Source organism: Gordonia jinhuaensis, from assembly GCF_014639795.1.
GTDB lineage: Bacteria > Actinomycetota > Actinomycetes > Mycobacteriales > Mycobacteriaceae > Gordonia_B > Gordonia_B jinhuaensis.
Map to the genome: position 1 here is coordinate 55,697 of NZ_BMGC01000018.1, position 20,598 is coordinate 76,294.

Annotated in this window: 16 protein-coding genes and 2 pseudogenes; 9 read left to right on the forward strand and 9 right to left on the reverse strand. The window is 66.1% G+C overall.

Translation table 11 applies throughout. From position 1 onward, the window contains the following. The first annotated feature begins 236 nt into the window (after positions 1 to 236). Positions 237 to 704, forward strand: coding sequence for a hypothetical protein (locus IEW22_RS12745; RefSeq protein ID WP_188586989.1), 468 nt, complete (start codon positions 237 to 239; stop codon positions 702 to 704). A gap of 87 nt (positions 705 to 791) precedes the next feature. Here IEW22_RS12745 and IEW22_RS12750 read toward each other — a convergent pair whose 3' ends face one another. Both IEW22_RS12750 and IEW22_RS12755 read right to left on the reverse strand, forming a co-directional pair. Then, entirely contained in the window at positions 792 to 1,028 is a 237-nt protein-coding gene (locus IEW22_RS12750) for a hypothetical protein (protein ID WP_188586990.1), read from the reverse strand. Between the two features lie 78 nt (positions 1,029 to 1,106). Continuing rightward, on the reverse strand, positions 1,107 to 3,068 hold the full coding sequence (locus IEW22_RS12755; protein WP_188586991.1) for an Rv0361 family membrane protein: 1,962 nt from the start codon (positions 3,066 to 3,068) through the stop codon (positions 1,107 to 1,109). A 279-nt stretch (positions 3,069 to 3,347) separates the two neighbouring features. Between IEW22_RS12755 and IEW22_RS12760 the strand changes: the two genes are divergently transcribed. From IEW22_RS12760 to IEW22_RS12770, 3 genes are all read left to right on the forward strand, one after another. Further along, positions 3,348 to 3,791, forward strand: a complete 444-nt coding sequence (locus IEW22_RS12760) for a DUF3151 domain-containing protein (protein ID WP_188586992.1) — start codon at positions 3,348 to 3,350, stop codon at positions 3,789 to 3,791. 10 nt (positions 3,792 to 3,801) lie between these two features. Beyond that, the gene (locus tag IEW22_RS12765; protein ID WP_188586993.1) at positions 3,802 to 4,944 is read left to right on the forward strand and encodes an FUSC family protein; all 1,143 of its coding nucleotides are present in this window, start codon (positions 3,802 to 3,804) and stop codon (positions 4,942 to 4,944) included. Between the two features lie 130 nt (positions 4,945 to 5,074). Next, positions 5,075 to 5,986: a cation diffusion facilitator family transporter gene (locus tag IEW22_RS12770; RefSeq protein WP_229742593.1), complete on the forward strand. Its 912-nt coding sequence runs from the start codon at positions 5,075 to 5,077 to the stop codon at positions 5,984 to 5,986. 109 nt (positions 5,987 to 6,095) lie between these two features. Here IEW22_RS12770 and IEW22_RS12775 read toward each other — a convergent pair whose 3' ends face one another. Together IEW22_RS12775 and IEW22_RS12780 are read right to left on the reverse strand one after the other, a co-directional pair. Then, positions 6,096 to 6,875 (reverse strand): site-2 protease family protein, encoded by a 780-nt coding sequence (locus IEW22_RS12775; RefSeq protein WP_188586994.1) that lies wholly within the window; start codon positions 6,873 to 6,875, stop codon positions 6,096 to 6,098. Then, positions 6,872 to 7,576, reverse strand: coding sequence for a hypothetical protein (locus tag IEW22_RS12780; RefSeq protein WP_229742595.1), 705 nt, complete (start codon positions 7,574 to 7,576; stop codon positions 6,872 to 6,874). The genes IEW22_RS12775 and IEW22_RS12780 overlap by 4 nt, the downstream gene beginning before the upstream one ends. Positions 7,577 to 7,751: 175 nt before the next feature. Between IEW22_RS12780 and IEW22_RS12785 the strand changes: the two genes are divergently transcribed. Next, positions 7,752 to 9,038 (forward strand): adenylosuccinate synthase, encoded by a 1,287-nt coding sequence (locus tag IEW22_RS12785; RefSeq protein WP_188586995.1) that lies wholly within the window; start codon positions 7,752 to 7,754, stop codon positions 9,036 to 9,038. A gap of 103 nt (positions 9,039 to 9,141) precedes the next feature. Here IEW22_RS12785 and IEW22_RS12790 read toward each other — a convergent pair. Beyond that, a pseudogene (locus IEW22_RS12790) lies at positions 9,142 to 10,906 on the reverse strand (APC family permease). Between the two features lie 309 nt (positions 10,907 to 11,215). On the opposite strand from IEW22_RS12790, the gene IEW22_RS12795 reads away from it, so the two are divergent. From IEW22_RS12795 to IEW22_RS12810, 4 genes are all read left to right on the forward strand, one after another. Then, entirely contained in the window at positions 11,216 to 12,562 is a 1,347-nt protein-coding gene (locus IEW22_RS12795; protein ID WP_188586996.1) for an NAD-dependent succinate-semialdehyde dehydrogenase, read from the forward strand. 213 nt (positions 12,563 to 12,775) lie between these two features. Further along, a complete protein-coding gene (locus IEW22_RS12800) occupies positions 12,776 to 13,999 on the forward strand; it encodes a hypothetical protein (RefSeq protein WP_188587009.1) in 1,224 nt (407 codons plus the stop codon). Next, positions 13,999 to 15,345, forward strand: a complete 1,347-nt coding sequence (locus IEW22_RS12805) for a lipase family protein (RefSeq protein WP_188586997.1) — start codon at positions 13,999 to 14,001, stop codon at positions 15,343 to 15,345. Before IEW22_RS12800 ends, IEW22_RS12805 begins: the two co-directional genes overlap by 1 nt. Positions 15,346 to 15,565: 220 nt before the next feature. Next, entirely contained in the window at positions 15,566 to 16,786 is a 1,221-nt protein-coding gene (locus IEW22_RS12810) for an HNH endonuclease (RefSeq protein ID WP_188586998.1), read from the forward strand. Positions 16,787 to 16,954: 168 nt separating this feature from the next. Here the strand turns inward: IEW22_RS12810 and IEW22_RS12815 are convergent, their stop codons facing one another. The 4 genes and pseudogenes from IEW22_RS12815 to IEW22_RS12830 all read right to left on the reverse strand — a co-directional run. After that, on the reverse strand, positions 16,955 to 17,809 hold the full coding sequence (locus IEW22_RS12815) for a metallophosphoesterase family protein (RefSeq protein ID WP_188586999.1): 855 nt from the start codon (positions 17,807 to 17,809) through the stop codon (positions 16,955 to 16,957). Positions 17,810 to 17,883: 74 nt separating this feature from the next. After that, on the reverse strand, positions 17,884 to 18,789 hold the full coding sequence (locus IEW22_RS12820) for a carbohydrate ABC transporter permease (RefSeq protein WP_455350609.1): 906 nt from the start codon (positions 18,787 to 18,789) through the stop codon (positions 17,884 to 17,886). A gap of 56 nt (positions 18,790 to 18,845) precedes the next feature. Next, positions 18,846 to 19,802: a carbohydrate ABC transporter permease gene (locus tag IEW22_RS12825; RefSeq protein ID WP_373284183.1), complete on the reverse strand. Its 957-nt coding sequence runs from the start codon at positions 19,800 to 19,802 to the stop codon at positions 18,846 to 18,848. Between the two features lie 127 nt (positions 19,803 to 19,929). Next, positions 19,930 to 20,490: pseudogene (locus IEW22_RS12830) on the reverse strand (phosphodiesterase); the annotation flags it as partial. Positions 20,491 to 20,598: the final 108 nt, after the last annotated feature.

Here is a 20,598-nt window from a genome sequence, read left to right on the forward strand (position 1 = left end):
CGTTCTGAGCCGTTGCATGAGTGTGACGCTGATCATAATCATCAGCTGAACCCGGATTCAGGTTTTTGCCCGAGTCGGTGGGTGGTGGATCGAGAGGGTGCGTCTCGTGGCCTGGGTGGATGTCGGGCGCGGTCAGAAAGATGCCCGATCGGACCCATCCGCGTGGTGGGCGGCACCGAACTCGTAGCAACAGCCCAGGACGGAGCTGGACATCCGCACTACGTGAGGAGTTCGACATGGCACGTTTCTCCAAGACCAACACGCGTCGCATCGGCGCCGGAATGCTTGTCGCCGCCGGGGCCGCCGCAGTCGCGATCGGAGCCGCCCCCACCGCGTCGGCAGCGCCGTCGGAGGGACTCCAGCTGTGTCCGGCGCTGCCCGGTCAGATGGTGACCAAGGCGACCTGTGAAGCCAAGTCCGGACCCACTGGCCTGGCACTGGCCGTGACCTCCGGTGGTGGCAAGGCCACGTCGATGGCTGACAACTACTCCGGTCCCGCCGCGATCGCGCTCGGCAATGGTGCCGTGGTGACCATGAATGGAGTCAAGCCCGGTCTCGCAATCGGCATCGCCGGCGCCGACAGCACTGTGACGGTGGACGGCAAGAAGGGTCCGGTGTGCACCGGAAAGTTCGCCTTCTCCGGCGACTTCCAGACACTCAAGGGGTGCTACGCCAGCAATGGACAGGTGATCCCGCTCGGCTGATCGACATCGAGAATCCTTGTGAAGCAGGGTTTTTCGAGAGACACGCCTGCTTCGAGGGTGGTGTGTGCGATGCTCTGAGCGCAGTGCTCAGAGCATCGCCAGACCCACGATGACGGCCACCGCGAGAGCGGCCATGGCCACTGCGGCCAGTACCACTGACGGCTGCACCCGGCGCCTGGGCGCGTGGCGGGGAAGTCTCTCCGGAGCCCAGTCTGGGTCCAGATACGGTCTGCGGCTGAATTCGGCTGGGTGGCGGCCGATCTCACCGACGTACTGGTTGGGGAAGGTATTCGGATCGGGAAGGTGAGCGCGATCGGTGACCACGGGCAGTGGCGTGGTCCGCGGATCGCCGGCCGGTCCGGCAGGAGGCCACTCCCCATGCCCGGCACCCCCCCAGATGGGTCATCGGGTCCCGCAGACCTTCCACTGACCCTCTTCCTTGTGCAGGAACATCCGAACGTCTTGTGTCGCAGCGGGATCGGACACGCGACTGGCGGTCACCTCCACGATCGCGGTGTCTGAGCCGGTCACCTTGGCCGCGTTGACGCCGTGTACCTCGACGAGCTGCCCCAGCTGCTTCTGGGTCTGGAACTGCTGGGCGAAGGCGGCATCGTCGGCTGCGTCGTAGACGCGCTTGCGATCACCGCAGGTCACGTTGCGCAATGTGGTGAGGTTGCCGTTCTGCAGCGCATGCGCATAGGTGAGCGCGGCGTCTGCGGCTTGATCGGCGGCAGGAGTCTCCTTGTGGCGGTTGCTCGTCGCCACCACGGCCACCACCGCGACCACGACCACCACCGCGACCACGATGGCCAGGATCGAACCGATCAGCACTCCGCGGCGCGGCTTGTCCTTCGAGTCGTTCGACCGGCCGGATTGCGCGTCGGCGGGCCTGATGTACTCCGGCGAGGCGGCGGATGTGCGCCAGCCGCCATCGGTGCCCTTCGTATCGGTGCCGTTGGTGCTGGTGTCGTTGGTGTCGCGCAGGTCATCTCGCGCGTCGAGTGATGCGGTCGCGGTGCCCGAACCCTTACCCGCCGAACGTGTTGCGACCCCGGACCCTGCGAGAGCCATTGCGGCAGTGGGGGCATCGCTGTCGACCTCCTCGGCGGCCGGCGCGTCCCGCAGGGAAGTCTGCGTGGTGTCGGCTTCGGCTTCGGACTCGGCGGATGGCGCGCGGTCGGACTCGGCAGCGGCGCTGTCGGCAGTGGCGAATTCGGCAGCGGCGCTGTCGGCAGGGGCGAATTCGGGATGCGAGGTGGCGTACCACTCTTTGAGTTGTGCCGGTCGCATCGTCTGCGTCTCGGCCCAGCCGCCGCCTCCGGAGACCACCGGCCCCGACGTTTGTGCTCTGGTCTCGGCCTCGACCGGCTCCTCGCCGGACTCTGCTCCGGTCGACTGTGCCTCGGTGGTCTCGGCGTTCGACGCCTCCGGATCCGTGGTGGGCGAATCAGCGGTGTCGGTGTCCGCGCTGTGGGATTCGGTGCTGTGGGATTCGGCACTGTCGGTATCCGCGGTGTCCGAATCAGTGGTGACCGAGTCGGTGGAGTCGGCATCGTCAGTGGCGGGATCGGGGGTGGTGTCGCCCTCGGGTTCTGCGCCCGATTCGGCGTTCACCGCCGTGCCAGTGTCCTCGGCTGCGCTGTCCTCGGCTGCGGTGTCCTCACCGCCGGTCTCCTCGGTGCTGGACCCGTCTACTGCGGATTCGTCGGCCGCCGATTCGTCGGTGGCGGGGTTCTCGAGATCCTCGGCCCCGGTGGACTCGACGTCGTCGCTCTCGACCCCCGGGGTCGCCGGTGCGTCTGAGTCGTTGGCCTCACCGTCGTTTGCGTCGCTGTCGTTGACCTCGCTGTTGCTGACCTCGCTGCCGCCGAACTCACCGTCGCTGAGCTCGGGTGCGCCGGTGACCTCTGGGTCAGCAACGTCGTCCGCGTCCTCGGCCTGGTCATGGGCCGCGTCGTCGGCTGCGTCATCAGCTGAAGCATCGCCGTCACTGGCGTCCGTGATGGCCGCGTCGTCGCCCTCGGCTGCTGTGGTGGTGCCCTCATCCGTCGTGTCGACCGGTTCGACGTCGGTGGCATCGGTGACGCCGTCGCGGTCGGTGTCGATTGAGGCACTCATCGCGGTGTCGGGCTCCTGATCGTGGGTCGCCGAGGGATTCGGCGCGTCGTGGTCGTTCTGGTCGTGGTCGTTCTGGTCGGTGTCGATCCCGAGTGTGTTGTCGGCCCCGAGTGTGGTGTCGCGGCCGTTCGGAGCGGCGGCCTCTGCTGACCTGTCGTCGGGGCCGGGCGAGCGGTGGGTCCGGGACCTGATGGCCGACAGTGCTCGTCCCACGGCCGATTTTCCGTCGTCGAGTGGATGCGACATCCCGTGGCCTCCCCCCGTTGTCGTTTCGCATGGGCGCAGCTCAACCGGGTCGAACCGAACTGGCAAAGCAACGCCGCGCAGGCGTGGAGTGCGGCGCCGCGCCTGCGATGCGCGGTCTAGCTTAACCAACGACCCTGTGGCGGGCCTTATGGCGCGGCGCGTGGTGGTGTTCACGTTCGATTGCCGTGCTGTTCACCGATCGTGGCGCGGGTGGGACCGGTGTCGGTGGATGGGGTGGATGTGCTCGCCTGGTTGTCACGACGGGGCACAATGAGCGTCGTGACGTCATTTGGAGATCTTCTCGGCCCGCAGCCCACGTTGTTGACCGGCGACGACGACGCCGAGTCCGACCTGCTCAACCATGCCGACCCGGCATCGGTCGCGGCCAGCCATCCCAGCGCGTCGATCGCCTGGGCCTACCTTGCCGAGGGTGCGCTCGATGCCGCCGCCGCCGACGCCGAGGTGGCCACGGCCAAGACCGTGGAGGCCTACGCCTACGCGCGGACCGGCTACCACCGCGGCCTCGACCAGTTGCGGCGCCACGGTTGGAAGGGTTTCGGCCCGGTGCCGTGGAGTCACGAACCCAACCGGGGCTTCCTGCGTTGTGTGGGTGCGCTGGCCCGCGCGGCGCAGTCGATCGGTGAAGAGGACGAGTATCTGCGGTGCCTCGAGCTGCTGAACGAATCCGATCCCGCGGCCGCCGCCGAGCTCGGACTCATCTGACAGCGCGCCGATGTCCGAGCACGCACAGCGCGCCTGGAGATCCTCAACGGTCCTCGACCGCCTACGCAGCGGTTTCCACCGGCTGCCCGTACATGTGCGGGCCCCGCTGCGCAGGCTCTACTTCTCACTGCTGCCGATCACCCAGTGCGCACTCGCGGCGGCACTGGCGTGGTTCATCGCGCAGAAGCTGATCGGACACACCAACCCGTTCTTCGCGCCGATCGCCGCCGTCATCTCGCTGGGCACCTCACTGGGACAGCGCTGGCGACGGTCGTTCGAGATGGTGGTGGGGGTGAGTGTCGGCATCGGTGTCGGCGACCTGATCGTCAAACAGATCGGCAGCGGCACCTGGCAGATCGCGGTCGTGGTCGCGCTCGCCATGTCGGTCGCGACCCTGCTCGACCGCAGCCCACTGGTCGGCCTGCAGGCGGCGAGCTCGGCGTGTCTGGTCGCCACGCTGTTGCCGCCCGGCGGGTCCGGCGGCATCAACCGCATGATCGATGCCTTCGTCGGAGGTGTCGTGGGCATCCTCGTGGTCGCGCTGATCCCGACTCACCCCGTCCGGCGGGCACGCCGGGATGCGGCCAATGTCATGGAGACCATGCGCGGGGTGGTCGTCGACACCGCGCAGGGACTGCGCGACCGCGACCACGACCTGGTCTCGGATGCGCTGCATCGGGCGCGCGGCACCCAGTCGGCGATCGACGCGATGCGCAGCGATATGAGCGGCGGGCGCGACATCAGTCGGATATCCCCGCTGTACTGGAACTCCCGTGAACGCCTGGCCCGACTCAACGCCACCGCCGATCCCATCGACAATGCGGTGCGCAACATCCGCGTGCTGTGCCGGCGCGCGTTGGGGTCGCTGGACGACGGCACCGCGGTCTCGCCCAGGGTGATCGACCTGGTCGCCGAGCTGGGCGGCGCATTCGAGGTTCTGCGCGACATGCTGCTCGCCGATCCGGGCGACCACCCGGACGAGGCCGACGCGGCGCGGGTGCTGCGCCACATCGCCCGTGAGGCGCGCGCCGAACTCGTCGAGGACTCCGGGTTGAGTGAGACGGTGATCCTCGGCCAGATCCGGTCGACGCTGGTCGACCTGCTCATGGTCGCCGGCCTGCGACGCACCTCGGCCGTCGCGACGCTGCGCTGACGCCGGGAATCGATTCCGACGGGGCGTGTCGCGCGGACGGGCCGACGGACCCTTGTCATATATGCGTATTCATGCATAGATTAGAGCCACAACATCGGGTCTGCCGGCCGGGCAGGGGAGGGGTGCAACCGTGGGACACAGTCACGATCACGGCCATTCACTCGGGCCGGAGTCGGCACATCGCCGCGTGTGGCCGATGGGGATCGCAGCCGCGCTGATCGGCAGCTTCTTCGTCATCGAACTCGTGGTCGGGTTCGTGATCGGATCGCTGGCACTGGTCGCCGATGCCGGCCATATGGCCACCGATCTGGTCGCGCTGGTGATGGGTCTGGGTGCGCTGCTGCTCGCCCGGCATTCCAGTTCCGAGGGTGACAAGACCTTCGGTTGGCATCGCGCCGAGGTCTTCACCGCGGTCATCAACGCCGTGCTGCTGGTCGCGGTGGCGGTCTTCGTTCTCGTGGAGGCGGTCGACCGCGTGGGTGATCATCCCCACGTACCCGGCCTGCCGATGGTGATCGTGGCACTGGTCGGGCTGGCGGTGAACGTGGCGGTGATGGTGGTGCTGCGGGTCGACGCCGAGGGCAGCATCGCGATCCGCGGTGCCTATATGGAGGTGGTCGCCGACGCGGTCGGCAGTGTCGGGGTGCTCATCGCCGGTGTCGTCACGATGACCACGAGCTGGCCCTACGCCGACCTGGTCGTCGCGATCCTCATCGCGGTGTGGGTGGCCCCGCGCGCCGGCCGGCTGGCGATCGACGCGCTGCGGATCCTGGCCCAGCGCGCGCCGACCCACATCGACATCGACATGCTGCGAGATCGGCTCGCCGCGATCCCCGGTGTGACCGACGTTCACGACCTGCACGTGTGGACGCTGACCACCGGGATGGATGTGGCGACCGTGCACCTGGGCGCGGTGCGCGACAACGCCGAGGTCCTCGCCGACGCGCGCGAGATCCTCGAGCAGGCCGGTCTGCCACATGCCACGGTCCAGATCGAATCGACCGAGGAACAGCGTCGTTGCCACCGCGACCTCACCTGGTGAGCCCGACAGTGCGCATACTGGTCACCTCAGCGAGGCGATGGGCCGTATATGAGGGGATCGGCCCGCTGAGGTGACCGGTATGCCGATCGCCTGTCGGCCTCGGCCCGGATCAGCGCCAGAACACCACCAGATGCCAGCCCCATGACGCCACATCGGAGTTGACCCCGCTGAGCTCGAAGAACCAGTTGACGATGCCGAAGAACAGGTGGTTGAGCGGCGGGAACAGCAGGATCACGAAGATCAGCAGGAATCCGTAGGGCGCGAACGGTTCGATGGACCGTCGCGTCTCGTAGGACAGATACGGTTCGATCGCGCCGTACCCGTCGAAGCCGGGGATCGGCAGCAGATTCAACAGTGCGGCCATGATCTGCAGCAACGCCAGCATCGACAGCGCGCCCCAGAAGTTGAGCGTCTCGTAGGTCATCGTGTTGCCGCGGATCGCGACGAGCAACACGATCGCGCACACGATGTTGGCAGCCGGACCGGCCAGCGACACCAGTGTCTTCTGGCGCCTGGTGAAACCGGCGGTGTTGACATAGACCGCGCCGCCGGGGAATCCGATGCCGCCGATCAGGATGAACAGCAGCGGCAACACCAGCGACAACCCGGGGTGCGTGTACTTGCGCGGGTCGAGGGTCAGGTATCCGCGCAGTTCGGCGTTCTTGTCGCCGAAGGCGAAAGCCGTGACGGCGTGCGCGAATTCGTGCAGGCACAGCGAGATCACCCAGCCGCCGAGCACCAGCAACAGCGCGCCGACGATCGAACGGGTGTTGCGATCGGGCACCGAACCCCACAACAGCACACCGCCGGCGACCGTCGCGATCACCAGACCCGCGAACACCGGCCCCGGGCGGATGGCGTGAACCACCTCGCGCGCACTCGTGGTCACGGCCGCACCAGCTTCCAGTCGTCGTGGTGTCGATAGAAGGTCGAGCGCCGCACCGTCTTCGGTGCCACCACACCGTCGCGCACCACCACGATCGCCGGACCGCCGGTCTGCGCCGCGCGCCCGGCCACCCACCGGCGCCGCCAGCGCCGGTCCAGGCTCGCGCGCACCCCGGGCGCCTGCGGGGTCGGCCGCACGGTCACTCCGGCGGTCTCCCCGGCGAACAGTCTGGTGTCGTCGACGATGCCCTCACCCTCGAGCTTGTGGCCGTCGCGTCCGCGGTGATGGCCTATCCCCACCAGCGCGGCACCCGTGTCGTCGCGGATCAGGGGGGTGGACACCGCCGGGGCCGACACCGCGAACGCCGCGGCCTGCTCGCCGACGGGAAGCGAATAGTTCTCCGTGGCAGGTGTCGTCGTGTGTGTGACGTAGCCGATCTCCACGTCGAGGCGTTCGATGGCCATCAGCCGGGCCAGGACCGCGGCCAGGAATGCGTCGGGATCCCCGCCGCCGGCCGCCACCACCACGCGCGTGAGCGACTCGTCGGCCAGGATCGTGCCCATCACCTCTTTGAGCTCGCCCCGCTCGTTGCGCGAGCTGAACACCCGCTCGGCGTCGACATCGAGACGCCGAGGCGACCCGCCATTGCCGTGCGTCTCGTCGCCCCCTTCCTCAGGAGATGCCCGCAGCACCGCAAGGCTCACGCTCGTCCTTTCCTCGTCAGATGGGCGCCCCGCAATGCCGAGACGGCTCGCGTCGAGCGTGTCCATCGGATGCCTGTGCTCGCGCGACCCGGTGCCGACCAGGACCTTCACGAGACGAACCAGTAGGGTTGTCCCACGGTTGTGGAACTATTCTGCAACCGGAAGGAGCGACCAGATGCCTGCGATCGTACTGATCGGCGCCCAGTGGGGAGACGAAGGCAAGGGCAAGGCGACCGACCTGCTCGGCGAGAAGCTGCAGTGGGTGGTCCGGTACCAGGGTGGCAACAATGCCGGCCACACCGTGGTCCTGCCCAACGGCGACAAGTTCGCGCTGCACCTCATCCCGTCGGGCATCCTCACACCCGGAGTCAACAACGTCATCGGCAACGGTGTCGTGGTCGATCCGGGCGTGCTGCTCGAAGAACTCGGCGGTCTCGAGGAGCGCGGTGTCGACACCTCGGGCCTGATGCTCTCGGCCGACGCGCATCTGTTGATGCCCTATCACGTGGCGATCGACAAGGTCACCGAACGCTTCCTCGGCAACAACAAGATCGGCACCACCGGCCGCGGAATCGGTCCCTGCTACCAGGACAAGATCGCCCGGGTGGGCGTGCGGGCCGCCGACGTCCTCGACGAGAAGATCCTCTCGCAGAAGGTCGAGGCCGCGCTTGAGCTGAAGAACCAGATCCTGGTCAAGATCTACAACCGTCGTGCGCTCGATCCGGCGCAGGTGGTCGACGAGGTGATGGAGAAGGCGCAGAAGTTCGCCCCCCGCATCGCCGACACCCGGCTGCTGCTCAACCAGGCCCTCGAACGCGACGAGACGATCCTGCTCGAAGGCTCCCAGGGCACCCTGCTCGACGTCGACCACGGCACGTACCCCTATGTGACGTCGTCGAATCCGACCGCCGGCGGTGCCGCTGTGGGTTCGGGTATCGGACCGAACAAGATCACCACCGTGCTCGGCATCCTCAAGGCCTACACCACACGGGTGGGGTCGGGACCGTTCCCGACCGAGCTGTTCGACGAGTGGGGTGAATACCTCGCGAAGAACGGCGGAGAGGTGGGCGTCACCACCGGCCGGGCCCGTCGATGCGGCTGGTTCGACGCCGTGATCGCGCGTTACGCCACTCGCGTCAACGGCATCACCGATTACTTCCTCACCAAACTCGACGTGCTGTCCAGCATGGAGCGGGTGCCCATCTGCGTTGCCTACGACGTCGACGGCGAACGCGTCGACGACATGCCCATGACCCAGACCGGCTTCCATCACGCCAAGCCGATCTACGAGACCATGCCGGGTTGGTGGGGAGACATCTCCGAATGCCGGACGTTCGACGATCTGCCCGCGAATGCGCGGGACTACGTGCTCCGGCTCGAGGAGCTCTCCGGTGCGCACATGTCCTGCATCGGGGTAGGCCCCGGTCGCGACCAGACGATCGTGCGCCGCGAGATCGTCTGAACCTGACCGACGTCGGCGCCCGGGCCTGACCGACACCGGCGCCTGACCGACACCGGCGCCTGACCGACACCGGCGCCTGACCGACACCGGCGCCTGACCGACGTCAGTCGCGCGAGTCGCCGGACTTCTCGAACTCCTCGCCGGTCTCGGGGTCCTCGGCCACATCGCCGTCGGGCAGATTCGACAGGTCGGGGGCGATCACCGTCTCCATGACGCCCGAGTCGGGGAGTCCCGCGTGGGGCGGCTGACGGTTCGGGCCTTCCAGGACGAGGTCGGCGCGCATCGGCAGCGTCTTCCCGCGGAAAAAGTCGGGTGCGAAGATCCACCAGATGATCATCAGGATCACGCCGAGGATCAGCGCACCCACGCCGACCACCGCTACCGCGCCGAAGCCGAGGATGGTGACGTTCTTGCCGCTGTCGTCGGTGAGCCAGTCGGCCTTCGCGTACTGGATCAGGCCGTAGATGAACACCACCGTCAGGATGAGGCCGCCGAGCAGCGGGACCACCCCGCGCATGACGAAGTCGCGTACCGAGCGGGTCATCGTCTTGCGGTAGAACACCACGCATGCATAGCCGGTGAGTCCGTAATAGAAGGCGATCATCAGGCCCACCGAGCCGATCAGCGCCGTGAGCAGGTTGGTGCTGATGAGGGTGAACAGCACGTAGAACCCGATCGACGTCACGCCCATCACGATCGTCGACACCGACGGCGTGAGGTAGGTGCGGTGGATACGGGAGAAGGCGCTGGGCAGCGCCTTGTAGACGCCCATCGACAGCGTGGTGCGCGCGGTCGGCAGGATCGTGGTCTGGGTGCTCGCCGAGGCCGAGGTGAGGATCGACGCCGACAGCAACAGCAGGCCGATGTGTCCGATGAAGCTATGGCCGAACAGTGCCGGGCCGATCGCGGAGAACACGTCATCGGAGTTGTCGGGATTACCCAGGCCCACACCCTGTGTCCCGGTGCCGGCGAAGGCGACCGCCGACACCGACACGATCGCGTACGTGGCCAGCAGCAGGAACGTCGAGATCACCGCCGCGCGACCGGGTGTGCGCCCCGGGTCGTCGGATTCCTCGTTCACCGAGACCGCGGTGTCCCAGCCCCAGTAGATGAAGATCGCGGTCAGCAGGGCCGGCGCCACCACATTGCCGAAGTCCAGTCCACCCGGCCAGAACCACGACCACGACGGGGTGAGCGAGTAGCTCATCGCGTGGTGGGTGTAGACCTTCACCAGCGCGACCACCGACAGCACGACGAGCACCACCACCTCGAAGGCGAGTAGGCCGTACTGCAGCCGCGCCGAGACCTCGATGCCGCGAAAACAGATCCAGGTCATCACTGCGATCCAGATGACACCGGCGACGGTCGACCACAGGGTGCTGCTCGACAGCGACTCAGCCGAGTGCCAGCCGAGGTCGCCGAGGAAGGTGTAGGAGTACGAGCCGGCGATCTGGGCCAGGTTGGCCATCACGATCACGTCGGCGGCCACGATCCCCCAGCCTCCGATCCAGCCGAGAATCGGGCCGAATGCGCGGCTGCCCCATGTGAAGGTGGTGCTTGGTGCCGCAGTCGGGTTCGGCCTTGTTGAGTTCCTGATAGGCGACCGCGATCAGGTACATGGGGATGAACGCGATGAGCACGATCGCCGGTGCTTTGACGCCGGCCAGTAGCGACCCGCCACTGGCCACGATCAACCCCAGGGAGGCCGCGAGGCTGTAGGCGGGTGCGGTGGACGCGACGCCCACCACGATGCTCGAGAGCAGCCCGAGCGCCCCGCCTTTGAGTCCTTTGCTCTCCACCTCGTTGCCGGTCGCGCCGCCGTCGCCGGTCGTGCTGGTGGATGTGGTGCCTGACGCAGGTGCGGTCATGGCCACTCCCTCTTCGTGATGTCTGGACACCAAGCGGGTCGAATGGTCGAGATGAGTTGGGAAAAGGCTACGAGTAATCTCACCGACCCGCGATATTTCTGCGAATTTCGCAGTTCGGTGCCTCTTGCTCGACTGATTCCGATTCCCGGCGCGCTTGACGGGTGCGAAAGGCGGCGGGACGATCTAATGAGAGGGGAGTGACGGCGCATGTGCGTAGTGACCGGACGTGCCGTGCGCGGAAACGACGGCGCAACGTGATACCCCCTGATGACGCCTATGTGCGTGACGACGATGAGGAGAGATTCGCCCATGAGCCTGTACCAGGTGGTCGACCCGTCGACCGGTGAAGTGGTCAAGGAATACCCGACCGCCACGGACGCGGAAGTGAAGGCCGCAGTCGACGCGGCGAGCAATGCCTACGAAGAATGGTCCAAGAAGTCCACGGTTGCCGAGCGTGCCGCGCTCATCCGTCGCGTCGGTGAGTTGCACGCCGAGCGCAAGGACGAGCTGGCCAAGATCATCGAGCGCGAGATGGGCAAGCCCTACGCCCAGTCGGTGGGTGAGGTGGAGTTCAGCGCGGCGATTTACCAGTACTACGCTGACAACGCCGAGAAGTTCCTCGCCGACGAGAAGATCGACCTGCTCGATGGTGAGGGCAGCGCCCTGGTCCGTCGTAGCGCGGTCGGCGTGCTGATCGGCATCATGCCGTGGAACTACCCCTACTACCAGGTGGCCCGGTTCGCCGGCCCCAACCTCACGCTGGGCAACACCATCGTGCTCAAACATGCGCCGCAGTGCCCGGAGTCGGCCGAGGCGATCCAGCAGATCTTCCTCGACGCCGGGTATCCCGAGGGTGCCTACGTCAACATCCGGGCCACCAACGAGCAGGTGGCTGAGGCCATCGCCGACCCGCGTGTGCAGGGTGTGTCCCTGACCGGTTCCGAGCGTGCCGGTGCTGCCGTCGCCGAGGTGGCCGGACGCAACCTCAAGAAGGTCGTTCTCGAACTCGGCGGATCCGATCCGTTCATCCTGTTGTCGACCGACGATCTCGACGCCACCGTCGACGCCGCATTCGAGGGGCGTTTCGAGAACACCGGTCAGGCGTGTAACGCCGCGAAGCGCTTCATCGTGCACGAGGGTGTCTACGACGACTTCGTCTCGAAGTTCACCGACAAGGTGCTCGCCGCCGCCGAGGGTCTGGCGCCGCTCTCGTCGGTGGCCGCCGCCGAACGTCTCGAGGGGCAGGTCAACGACGCCGTCGCCGACGGTGCCACGATCGCCTCGTCGGGTGACCGCAAGGGCGCGTTCTATCCGCCCGCGGTGCTGACCGGCATCGACCTGGCATCCGCGACCGCCAAACAGGAGCTCTTCGGTCCGGTGGCGCAGGTCTACAAGGTCTCCTCGGAGGATGAGGCGGTCCGTCTGGCCAACGACATCCCGTTCGGTCTCGGTTCGTATGTGTTCACCACCGATCCCGACCAGGCGCTGCGGGTCGCCGATCAGATCGAGGCCGGCATGGTCTTCGTGAATGCCGTTGGCGCAGAAGGCGTCGAGCTCCCGTTCGGCGGTGTGAAGCGCTCCGGTTACGGCCGCGAGCTCGGGCACTTCGGCATGGACGAGTTCGTGAACAAGAAGCTCATCCGCATCGCCAAGTAGTAGGCCGGTCGACAGCTCGGTGGACAGGTCGCCGCCGGGTCTCGTGTTCGGTGCGCAACGGGCGCCTCCTCGTCGAGGGGGCGCCCGTTGTCGTGCGCCGGCCTTGAACCGTACACCTGTGTGATACGTTCGCGTTACCTGCTCGTTACTATCACAAGGGGGAGTCGCGGGGTGTCATTGCGCCGGATCGGTCCAGGAATTGTCGTGCTGGTGATGCTGGCCGTATCGCTGGCATTCGCCGGCGGGACGGCAGGTGCCGCCCCGAGCTATCAGCGCTATCTGGACCTGCCGCTGACCAATCGTGACGCCTCGGTGTCACCGGGTGGCGTGAATCCGGCACTGCCCACCGATCCGAAGGCCCTGCGGCGTGCACTCGATTCCGCGCGTGCCGACGGTGTCGAGCCGAAACGCTATGCGGCACTTCTGTATCAGTACTGGCTCGCCGACACCACGCAGGCCGCGGGCATCGATCTGGCCGCGTGGAATCCGCGTGCCGGCGTGCTGCCCAACCGCGAGAACCTCGTGCGCTCGTACACCTTCTACGAGCAGTTGCAGCTGCATCATCGCGAACTGCAGTGGGCCGGGATGGGCGGCCAGGTCGGCGCCGACTTCGGCGGCGGACTCCTCGACTTCGACCTGGCGACCACCGTCTACGAGATGGGTCATCTGCAGCCGATCGCCAATGCCATTGTGACGCAGACGAACAAAGACCTCGGACCGGTGTTCGTAGACACGCTCCCCGACGGGGTTCGCGCCCTCGCCCAGGTCGGTGCGGTGATCTCGGCGGCCGATCTGAAGTACGTGCAGGGGATGATCCTGGTAATGCAGAAGAACATCTTCTCCGACCTCATGCCGATGCACCGCGCCTACGTGCAGGCTGGACTCCCGGCGCTCACCGAAATGCACCAGGCGGGGCTGTTCAACGACGAGATCCTCGATGCCTGGCGCAACATCGCCTCCAAGGACCCCGCGCGCGTGGCCGCCGGCAACGCGCGACTGCTGATGCGCGAGCAGGGCGAGGTGATCAAGGATCAGTGGGACCTCACCCGCAACTATCGCGGTGAACACGGGAACGGGCCCGTCGGTGAGGCGCTGACCTACGCCAGCACCGTTGCCGGGTCGCCGTCGGTGGCCGGGGTGATCCCGATGCGGTCGTATCGGCCGATCGAGGTGAGCGGCACGCTCGCCGACGGGCGTACCGCGACGCTGACCCTGCCGCTGCCGAGCTGGAACTGGTCGGATTTCGACGATCGGTGGGAGTACATCAATGATCAGCTGCTGCCGAAGTATCGCGATCTCGTCGATAATCACTGGTCGAAACTACAAGCCGCGCTGCAGGTTCCCTACGATCAGCAGCTCGATTCGCACCGTCCGATCATGAATCTTGTGCCGACCATGCAGTCCGCACTGCAGACGATGAAGGTGACGGTGTCGTGATGCGTGTTCGGTCGATGGTGACGGCGCTGGCCTGCGCTGCGTTGGTCGGTCTCGGTATTGGGGTGCCCGCCGGAGTGGCGGAGGCTGCGCCCTCGGACACGCCAGTACGCACACCCGCGCTCGGGGAGGTGTTCAACGGGTACGTGGTGGGCACCTTCCGCGATGGCCGCGTTGCCTCACCCGGTGAGGTCATCTCGCCGCTGACGTCAGGGGACGCGTTCTACAACGAGCCGACACTGACGGGCGACGAGAAGCCGGGGACCCTGCTGAAGTCGAAGCCGGTTGCGGTGCAGTTCACCGGTTTTCGGCCGGGCAATGTCCGGGCGTACAAGCTGATGTACGTCACCACCGGCGCCGACGACAAGCCGGCGATCAGCACCGGATTGCTGATGATCCCGCAGGACGGCAGGAAGGATGCCGATCGAGCGCTCGTGGGCTACCAGATGGCCAACGACAGTGTGGGTGCCTATTGCCACCCGTCGACGATGTGGACCGGCGGCGATCCGCTCGACGGCTCGTCATGGTCGGCGCTCGGACCGCTCGCTCAGATGCTCGGCAAGGGTGACGCGGTGTTCTTCTCCGACGTGGGCATCAGCGGGGATCGCAAGCCCCACGGGGTGTTCGCGGGCAAGTTCTCCGGACACGCCAACCTCGACGGTCTGCGCGCAGTCTCCTCGATCCGGGGCACGGGACTGAACCCGAAGCCGCGCATCGGGCTGTTCGGAATCGCCGGTGGCGGCGTGGGTTCGGGCTTCGCCGCGGAGCTGGCTCCGACGTATGCGCCCGAACTCGACATCAAGGCAACGGTTCTCGAAGGCATGGTGATCAACCAGCGCAACTTCATGCGGACCGCGGACGGATCGGTGGGCTCCGGCTTCGCCTTCGCCACCTTGCTCGGACTCGAGCCCTGGTACCCGCAGATGAAGCTCGATGAGAAGTTGACCCCGGCCGGCAAGGCACTCGCCGACGCCTACCGCACGCAATGCCAGACACCGGCGTACTTCACGCTGCCGTTCGTGCCGCTGAAGGCTCTGTTCAAGAACGGCCAGTCACCCGCCGACATCGCCGATTTCCAGCCGGTGTTCGACGACAACCTGCTGGGCAGGGGAACCCCGAAGTCGAAGGTGCTCATCACCTCGTGCCGCGCCGACGATTCACCGATGTCGCTGGTGCCCGCCAAGGACTCTCGTGATCTCGCCGCCGGATATCGCAAGCGTGGCGTCGACGTCAGCTACCAGCCGTCGGATTGCAGCATGACGCAGTTCCTGACCAACCTGTACGGCTGGGGGCCGGATCTATTCGGGATGCAGACGGCCGATTGGTTCCATGCTCAGCTGAAATCGTAGGGGTCGTTACTCATCGGGGTCGGCTCAGTCGTCCGGATCGAGATCCAGGCTCGTGGACGAGGCCGTGGCCGTCATCGACTCGGATTCGGCGACCAAAGCGGTTTCCCACGGCCCAACGGCGGATGCCGGGAAGGTGCAGGCCGATTGACGCCGTGTCATTCACGTGAATGATTCTGCTGACAGGCCTTGTATAGAACACGTGTTCGACTACTATTGAGGCATGACCCCGGATGCACTGGCCAACCTGATGGCCGAGTCTGTTGCAACAGAGCAACATTCAGGAGTGCCAGCGACTGATGCCGGCGTGTTCGGCGATGCACAGGCATGGGTGCGGATTCGTAATATGGCAGATGCGCGGCTGGTCGAGGCGGCCACGGAGATGGACCGTCGGGGGATGGCTCGTCGGCACGGGCGACGGTTGACCGAACTGTTGGTCGCGGTCGGATTGGTTCCGTCGGTGGCCGCGCGGATAGCGCGAGTGTCGACGCGCCTCGTCGGGCTTGACAGTGCCGCTGGCGATCTCGCCGAGGGGCGGATGGGCGCGGAAGTGGCAGATGCGATCGGCGCCGGGATGGCTGTGATCGAACGACGCTCCGGTGGTCTCGACGACGACTCCCGTAAGAAGTACGAAGCTGCTCTGGTTGCGCAAGCTCGGTCGGCGGCGAGTCCCGCGCAGCTGGCCGACACTGCGCGCGGAATCGCCAATCAGCTTGCTGCGCAGAGTGACAGTGGCATTGAGCCGGCGACGGATCGGGGTGCGAATGAGTTCACACTGTCTCGCACACCCGAAGGTCGGGTCGCGTTGACCGCCGATGTAGACGCCACGAGCGGTGCGGTGATCATGGCGGCGATCGAAGGGCTCGCGAAACCCCGACCGGAACCTGATGGGTCCCCGGATGCGCGCAATGCCGGGCAACGGCGGGTCGACGCACTGGTTCAGTTGGCATCGATGACGGGCTCCACGATCGCCAGAGCGCAGGTGTCGATGGTCGTACCCGCGGACGCGCCGGACCTGCCACGCGTGGCGTGGATGGGAGTGGTGCCGACTGCGACCGCCGCGGTGCTGGCATGCGACGCACGCGTGGAGGCGATCGTCGTCGACGGCAACAACGTGCCATTGGCGATGGGGCGAGGTGAACGTACCTTCTCGCCAGCGATGAAGCGGGCGTTGGAAATTCGTGACCGGGGTTGCGTGAAGTGCGGTGCACCGGCGGCGTGGGCGCACGCTCACCATATTCGTCACTGGGCGCACGGTGGGAACACTGACATCTCGAATGCGTGCCTGTTGTGTCCGGCCTGTCATGCGGCTGTTCACAACGATGGGTGGGATGTCGTCATCGAATTCGACGGACACCCGTGGCTGATCCCGCCCACCAGCGTTGACCCGAAGCGAACGCCGCTGAAGTCGTTTCACCGACGAACGATGACCATCGCCGCCTGACCGAGACGTCCCATCCCCTGAACTGGCCAGCCCTGAGCTGCCCATCCCCTGAACTTCCCTTTGTTCCTTGACAACTCCAGAGTGTGACAGCCAACGGTTTCGCCGCCGCTCGACGTGCGAGCGGCGGCGAAACCGAGGTCGTGACTTCGCTGACGGTCTGTATGAACGTCAGACCGTCACGCCGAGTCCCTGTGCCGCAGCAGCCAGCTCTGGAACATCATGTGAGGTGGCCTCGACGACGGAGAGCAGGCTGCGGTAGAGCGGGCGCACCGATGCGGCCCGATCGCTCGAGAGGTCGTAGTCGACGATGCCGAGCTGGGTGAGGCCGGCGCCGAGAAGCCCCATCTCGGGGTGGGTGAATGCCGTCGAGGGCGCCGACACCGTCAACGCCGACGAGAACGGGGCAGGGGCAGCGGCAACAGCGAACTGGTGCAGATGGCCGCTGGCGAAAACTCTCACATCGACGCCGTTCAGGGCCCCCAGCAGTCGCTCACGTGCCTGCTGGGGGACGGAGATGTTGTGTTCGAGCTCGACAGGCAGCGGATTCCACAACGGCTTGTGCGTGAACACCATCGCCTGGCGGTTTCCGATCCGGGGCGCCTGGGTTGCCAACCAGTCGAACTGCTCTTCCTCGTCGGGCAATCCACTGCCGAGCACTTCGCTGTTGAGGCCGACGATCGCCCAGTCGTCGCCGATCTCGAGCCATCGGTCGTCGCCGAATACGCTGCGGTGAGCCGTCAGACGTTCCTTGCTGACCGCCAGTCCCGCCCACGGATGGTCGCCGGGCTCGCCGACGTCGTGGTTGCCGGCGATCACGCGGACGGGGGCGTTCACCTTGTCGAGCAGCGTGCGCGCCGCGAGGCGATCGTCCTCGTTGTCCGGGTCGAGGATCACGATGTCGCCGCTGTGTACCACCAGGTCGGGCTCATAGGCGTTGATCAACTCGATGTAGGCCGCCATGGCATCGCTGGTCGCGCCCCCGAGATGGGAGATGTGGGTGTCAGAGATCTGGATGACGCGCATGAGATGTTCTCCTCGTTCGGTTGTCGGGAGCGGTTGTCGGGGCTTGGGTTATCGGAGTCCGGAACGGGCTTGGGCTATCGCAGTCCGGAACGGACGAAGGCATCGACGATGTGGCGCTGCAGGATGACGTAGACGGCGAAGATCGGCAGACATGCCAGGCCCGACGCCGCCATGATCGCGCCCCAGTTGTCGCCCTCGGCGCCGAGGAAGCTGCGAATTCCCACCTGGATCAGTGCATTCGACTGATGCTGGAAGATCAGGGCAGGCCACAGATAGTTGTTCCAGGCCTCGATGAACAGCATGATCGCCAGCGCGGCGAGCGCCGGTCGCATACTGGGCATTACCACTCGCCACAGGATCGACCAGTGGCCGCGGCCGTCCATATGCGCGGCGTCGATGAGTTCGCGGGGAAATGCCTGCATGTGCTGGCGCATCAGCATCACCGCGAATGCCGAGCACAGGTTGGGAACAACGACGCCGGCGATGGTGCCGAGCAGACCCAACTTCGATATCGCCACATAGTTCGGGATCATCGTCACCTGGAACGGCACCAGCCACGACCCGAGGAACAGCACGAACAGGATGGTCTTACCGGGGAAGTCCCACATGGCGAACCCATATGCCGCCAGTACGGCGATCAGTAACTGGCACAACGAGACCGCGAGCGCCATGAGGAAGGTGTTGCCGATCATGGCCAGGATCGGGATCTGGTGCCAGACCGTGGTGAAGTTCTCCACGCTGAGCGGCCAGGGGATCAGAGTGGTGCTGAAGGTGTCCTCCGGCCGCCGGAAGGCGGTCGCGAACATCCAGTACACCGGGAAGACACAGGCCAGCGCGATCACCGCCAGGATGATGTGACCGGCGTAGGGGATCCGTGCGATGCGGTGCACCAGTCCAGTGGCCGTGCTCGGCGACGAGTCATCTGTCGTGGCCGTGGGGGAGTCTGTCAGCGGTGTCGTGTCGGTATCGGGCGTGAGCACGAAAGACATTGCGTCCCTTTCGCGAGCAGAAATTGTGGGAGGTGTGGTGATCGAACTCAGTTGTCGTAGAAGCTGAGTCGGTCGGCGAGCTTCACCAGCCCGATGGCGATGAGACCGAAGACGAGGAAGAACAGCACGCCCGCCGCGCCGGCGAGTCCGGCGTCGAAATTACGGAACCCGATCTGGTAGAGCATGTAGTAGATGTTCGTGGTCGAATTACCCGGACCGCCCTGGGTGAGCACGTCGATCATGGGGAAGGTCCACTGCGCGGCCAGCAGGATGGTCATCAGCAGCAGGAACACCAGTGTCGGCGACAGCAGTGGCAGTGTGATCCGGCGGGTGATCCGCAGTCTGGAGGCTCCGTCCATCGAGGCCGCCGAGGCGTAATCGGGGTTGATCCCGGCGATACCCGCCGACACCACGAGCACGCCGAAGCCGAGCATCTGCCACCCGACGATCACCACGATGGCCAGCAGAGCGGTGTTCGGATCGCGCAGCACATCCCCGATGTGGATTCCGATGGCGTTGAGCGCCACGGTGATCGCGCCGCTGTCGGGTGCGAGAAGCCATTGCCACACCGCGCTCGCGGCGACCGGGGTCACCAGGAAGGGCAGGAAGATCAACGCCTGATAGACGGTTCGGGCACGACCCTGTACCCGTCGCGCCGCCAGCGCGATGATCACCGGCAGTACGAGGGAGAAGAGCATGAAGGCGACGATGTAGATGATGGTGTTGATCACCGCCTGCCGCAGATCCGGATCGGTGACCACGCGCTGGTAGTTGTGACCTCCGACGAACGTCATCGGCTGGGTGGGAACGAGATTCCAGTCGAAGAACGACAACTGGAAGGTCTGGACCAGTGGTCGGTAGGTCCAGGCGACCAGCAGTGCCACCGCGGGCAGCACGTAGAGGTACGGGGCGAGCGGGATTCTCCGAAGCCGGCGCATGAGGCTGCGCGCCCCGGCCCGGCCGCGGGGGGCTGCGGTCGCCGCCGACACGGTGTCGGCGAACACGCCTGGTGTGTCGTCGGTTTCGCAGGTCCCGGTGGCCGGGCCCTCATCCAGGGTGACAAACATGTCGCGGATTCCCCTGTTCGGTGAGCTAGTGGATCGAGTCGGGATGAGTCGAGTCAGGATGATTTCAGTGGATGAGTGAGTCCGCCACAGCTGCGAGCAGCTCGTCGGGGTCGAGTCCGGCCAGCGCAGCCAGCTGCTCGGTGCCGATCTCGTACAGCGTCGGGAAATCGCCGATCGGGACGGTGGAGTTCATGACGCGGTCGGCATACACGTGGACCAGGTTGAACGACTGGCCACCGTTCTGGCCGCGCATGGTCGGATGCTCAGCGTTGAGGTCTTCGGTGTAGCAGGTCGCCGAGGCGACACTGACCGGTATCCCGGCGAATGTGCTCGATGTGGAGTAATGCAGGTGTCCGGCGAGGATGGCGCGGACGTCGGTGCCCTGCAGCACCTGAGCCAGACGCTCCTGTTCGCGCAGCTCCACGAGACGGATGAGGCCGATCGGGCTGGGCAGCGGCGGGTGATGCAGCGCCAGCAGGGTGCCGTGCGGCGCCGAGGTGGCAAGAACATCGGAGAGCCACTCGAGCTGGGCGTCGGTGATCTCACCGTGGTGCTGTCCGTGGACGGTGGAATCCAGCGCGATCACACGCAGACCGTCGAGGTCGTACACGTGATCGACGGGTTCGGTGGCTCTTCGAAGTTAGCCGGGCACTGCTCAGCAGTGGAATTGCTGGATGTTGGCCCGCTGGGCGCGGGTGCAGTGGAATCGTATCCGGCGCCGCGAGTTCTCGGT

Excerpts from the sequence above, each read along its gene's own strand:
- IEW22_RS12805 (WP_188586997.1), top strand. The coding sequence starts at position 13,999 with ATGCGTGTTCGGTCGATGGTGACGGCGCTGGCCTGCGCTGCGTTGGTC.
- IEW22_RS12800 (WP_188587009.1), top strand. The coding sequence starts at position 12,776 with ATGCTGGCCGTATCGCTGGCATTCGCCGGCGGGACGGCAGGTGCCGCC.
- IEW22_RS12810 (WP_188586998.1), top strand. The coding sequence starts at position 15,566 with ATGACCCCGGATGCACTGGCCAACCTGATGGCCGAGTCTGTTGCAACA.
- IEW22_RS12785 (WP_188586995.1), top strand. The coding sequence starts at position 7,752 with ATGCCTGCGATCGTACTGATCGGCGCCCAGTGGGGAGACGAAGGCAAG.
- IEW22_RS12765 (WP_188586993.1), top strand. The coding sequence starts at position 3,802 with ATGTCCGAGCACGCACAGCGCGCCTGGAGATCCTCAACGGTCCTCGAC.
- IEW22_RS12795 (WP_188586996.1), top strand. The coding sequence starts at position 11,216 with ATGAGCCTGTACCAGGTGGTCGACCCGTCGACCGGTGAAGTGGTCAAG.
- IEW22_RS12815 (WP_188586999.1), bottom strand. The coding sequence starts at position 17,809 with ATGCGCGTCATCCAGATCTCTGACACCCACATCTCCCATCTCGGGGGC.
- IEW22_RS12745 (WP_188586989.1), top strand. The coding sequence starts at position 237 with ATGGCACGTTTCTCCAAGACCAACACGCGTCGCATCGGCGCCGGAATG.
- IEW22_RS12755 (WP_188586991.1), bottom strand. The coding sequence starts at position 3,068 with ATGTCGCATCCACTCGACGACGGAAAATCGGCCGTGGGACGAGCACTG.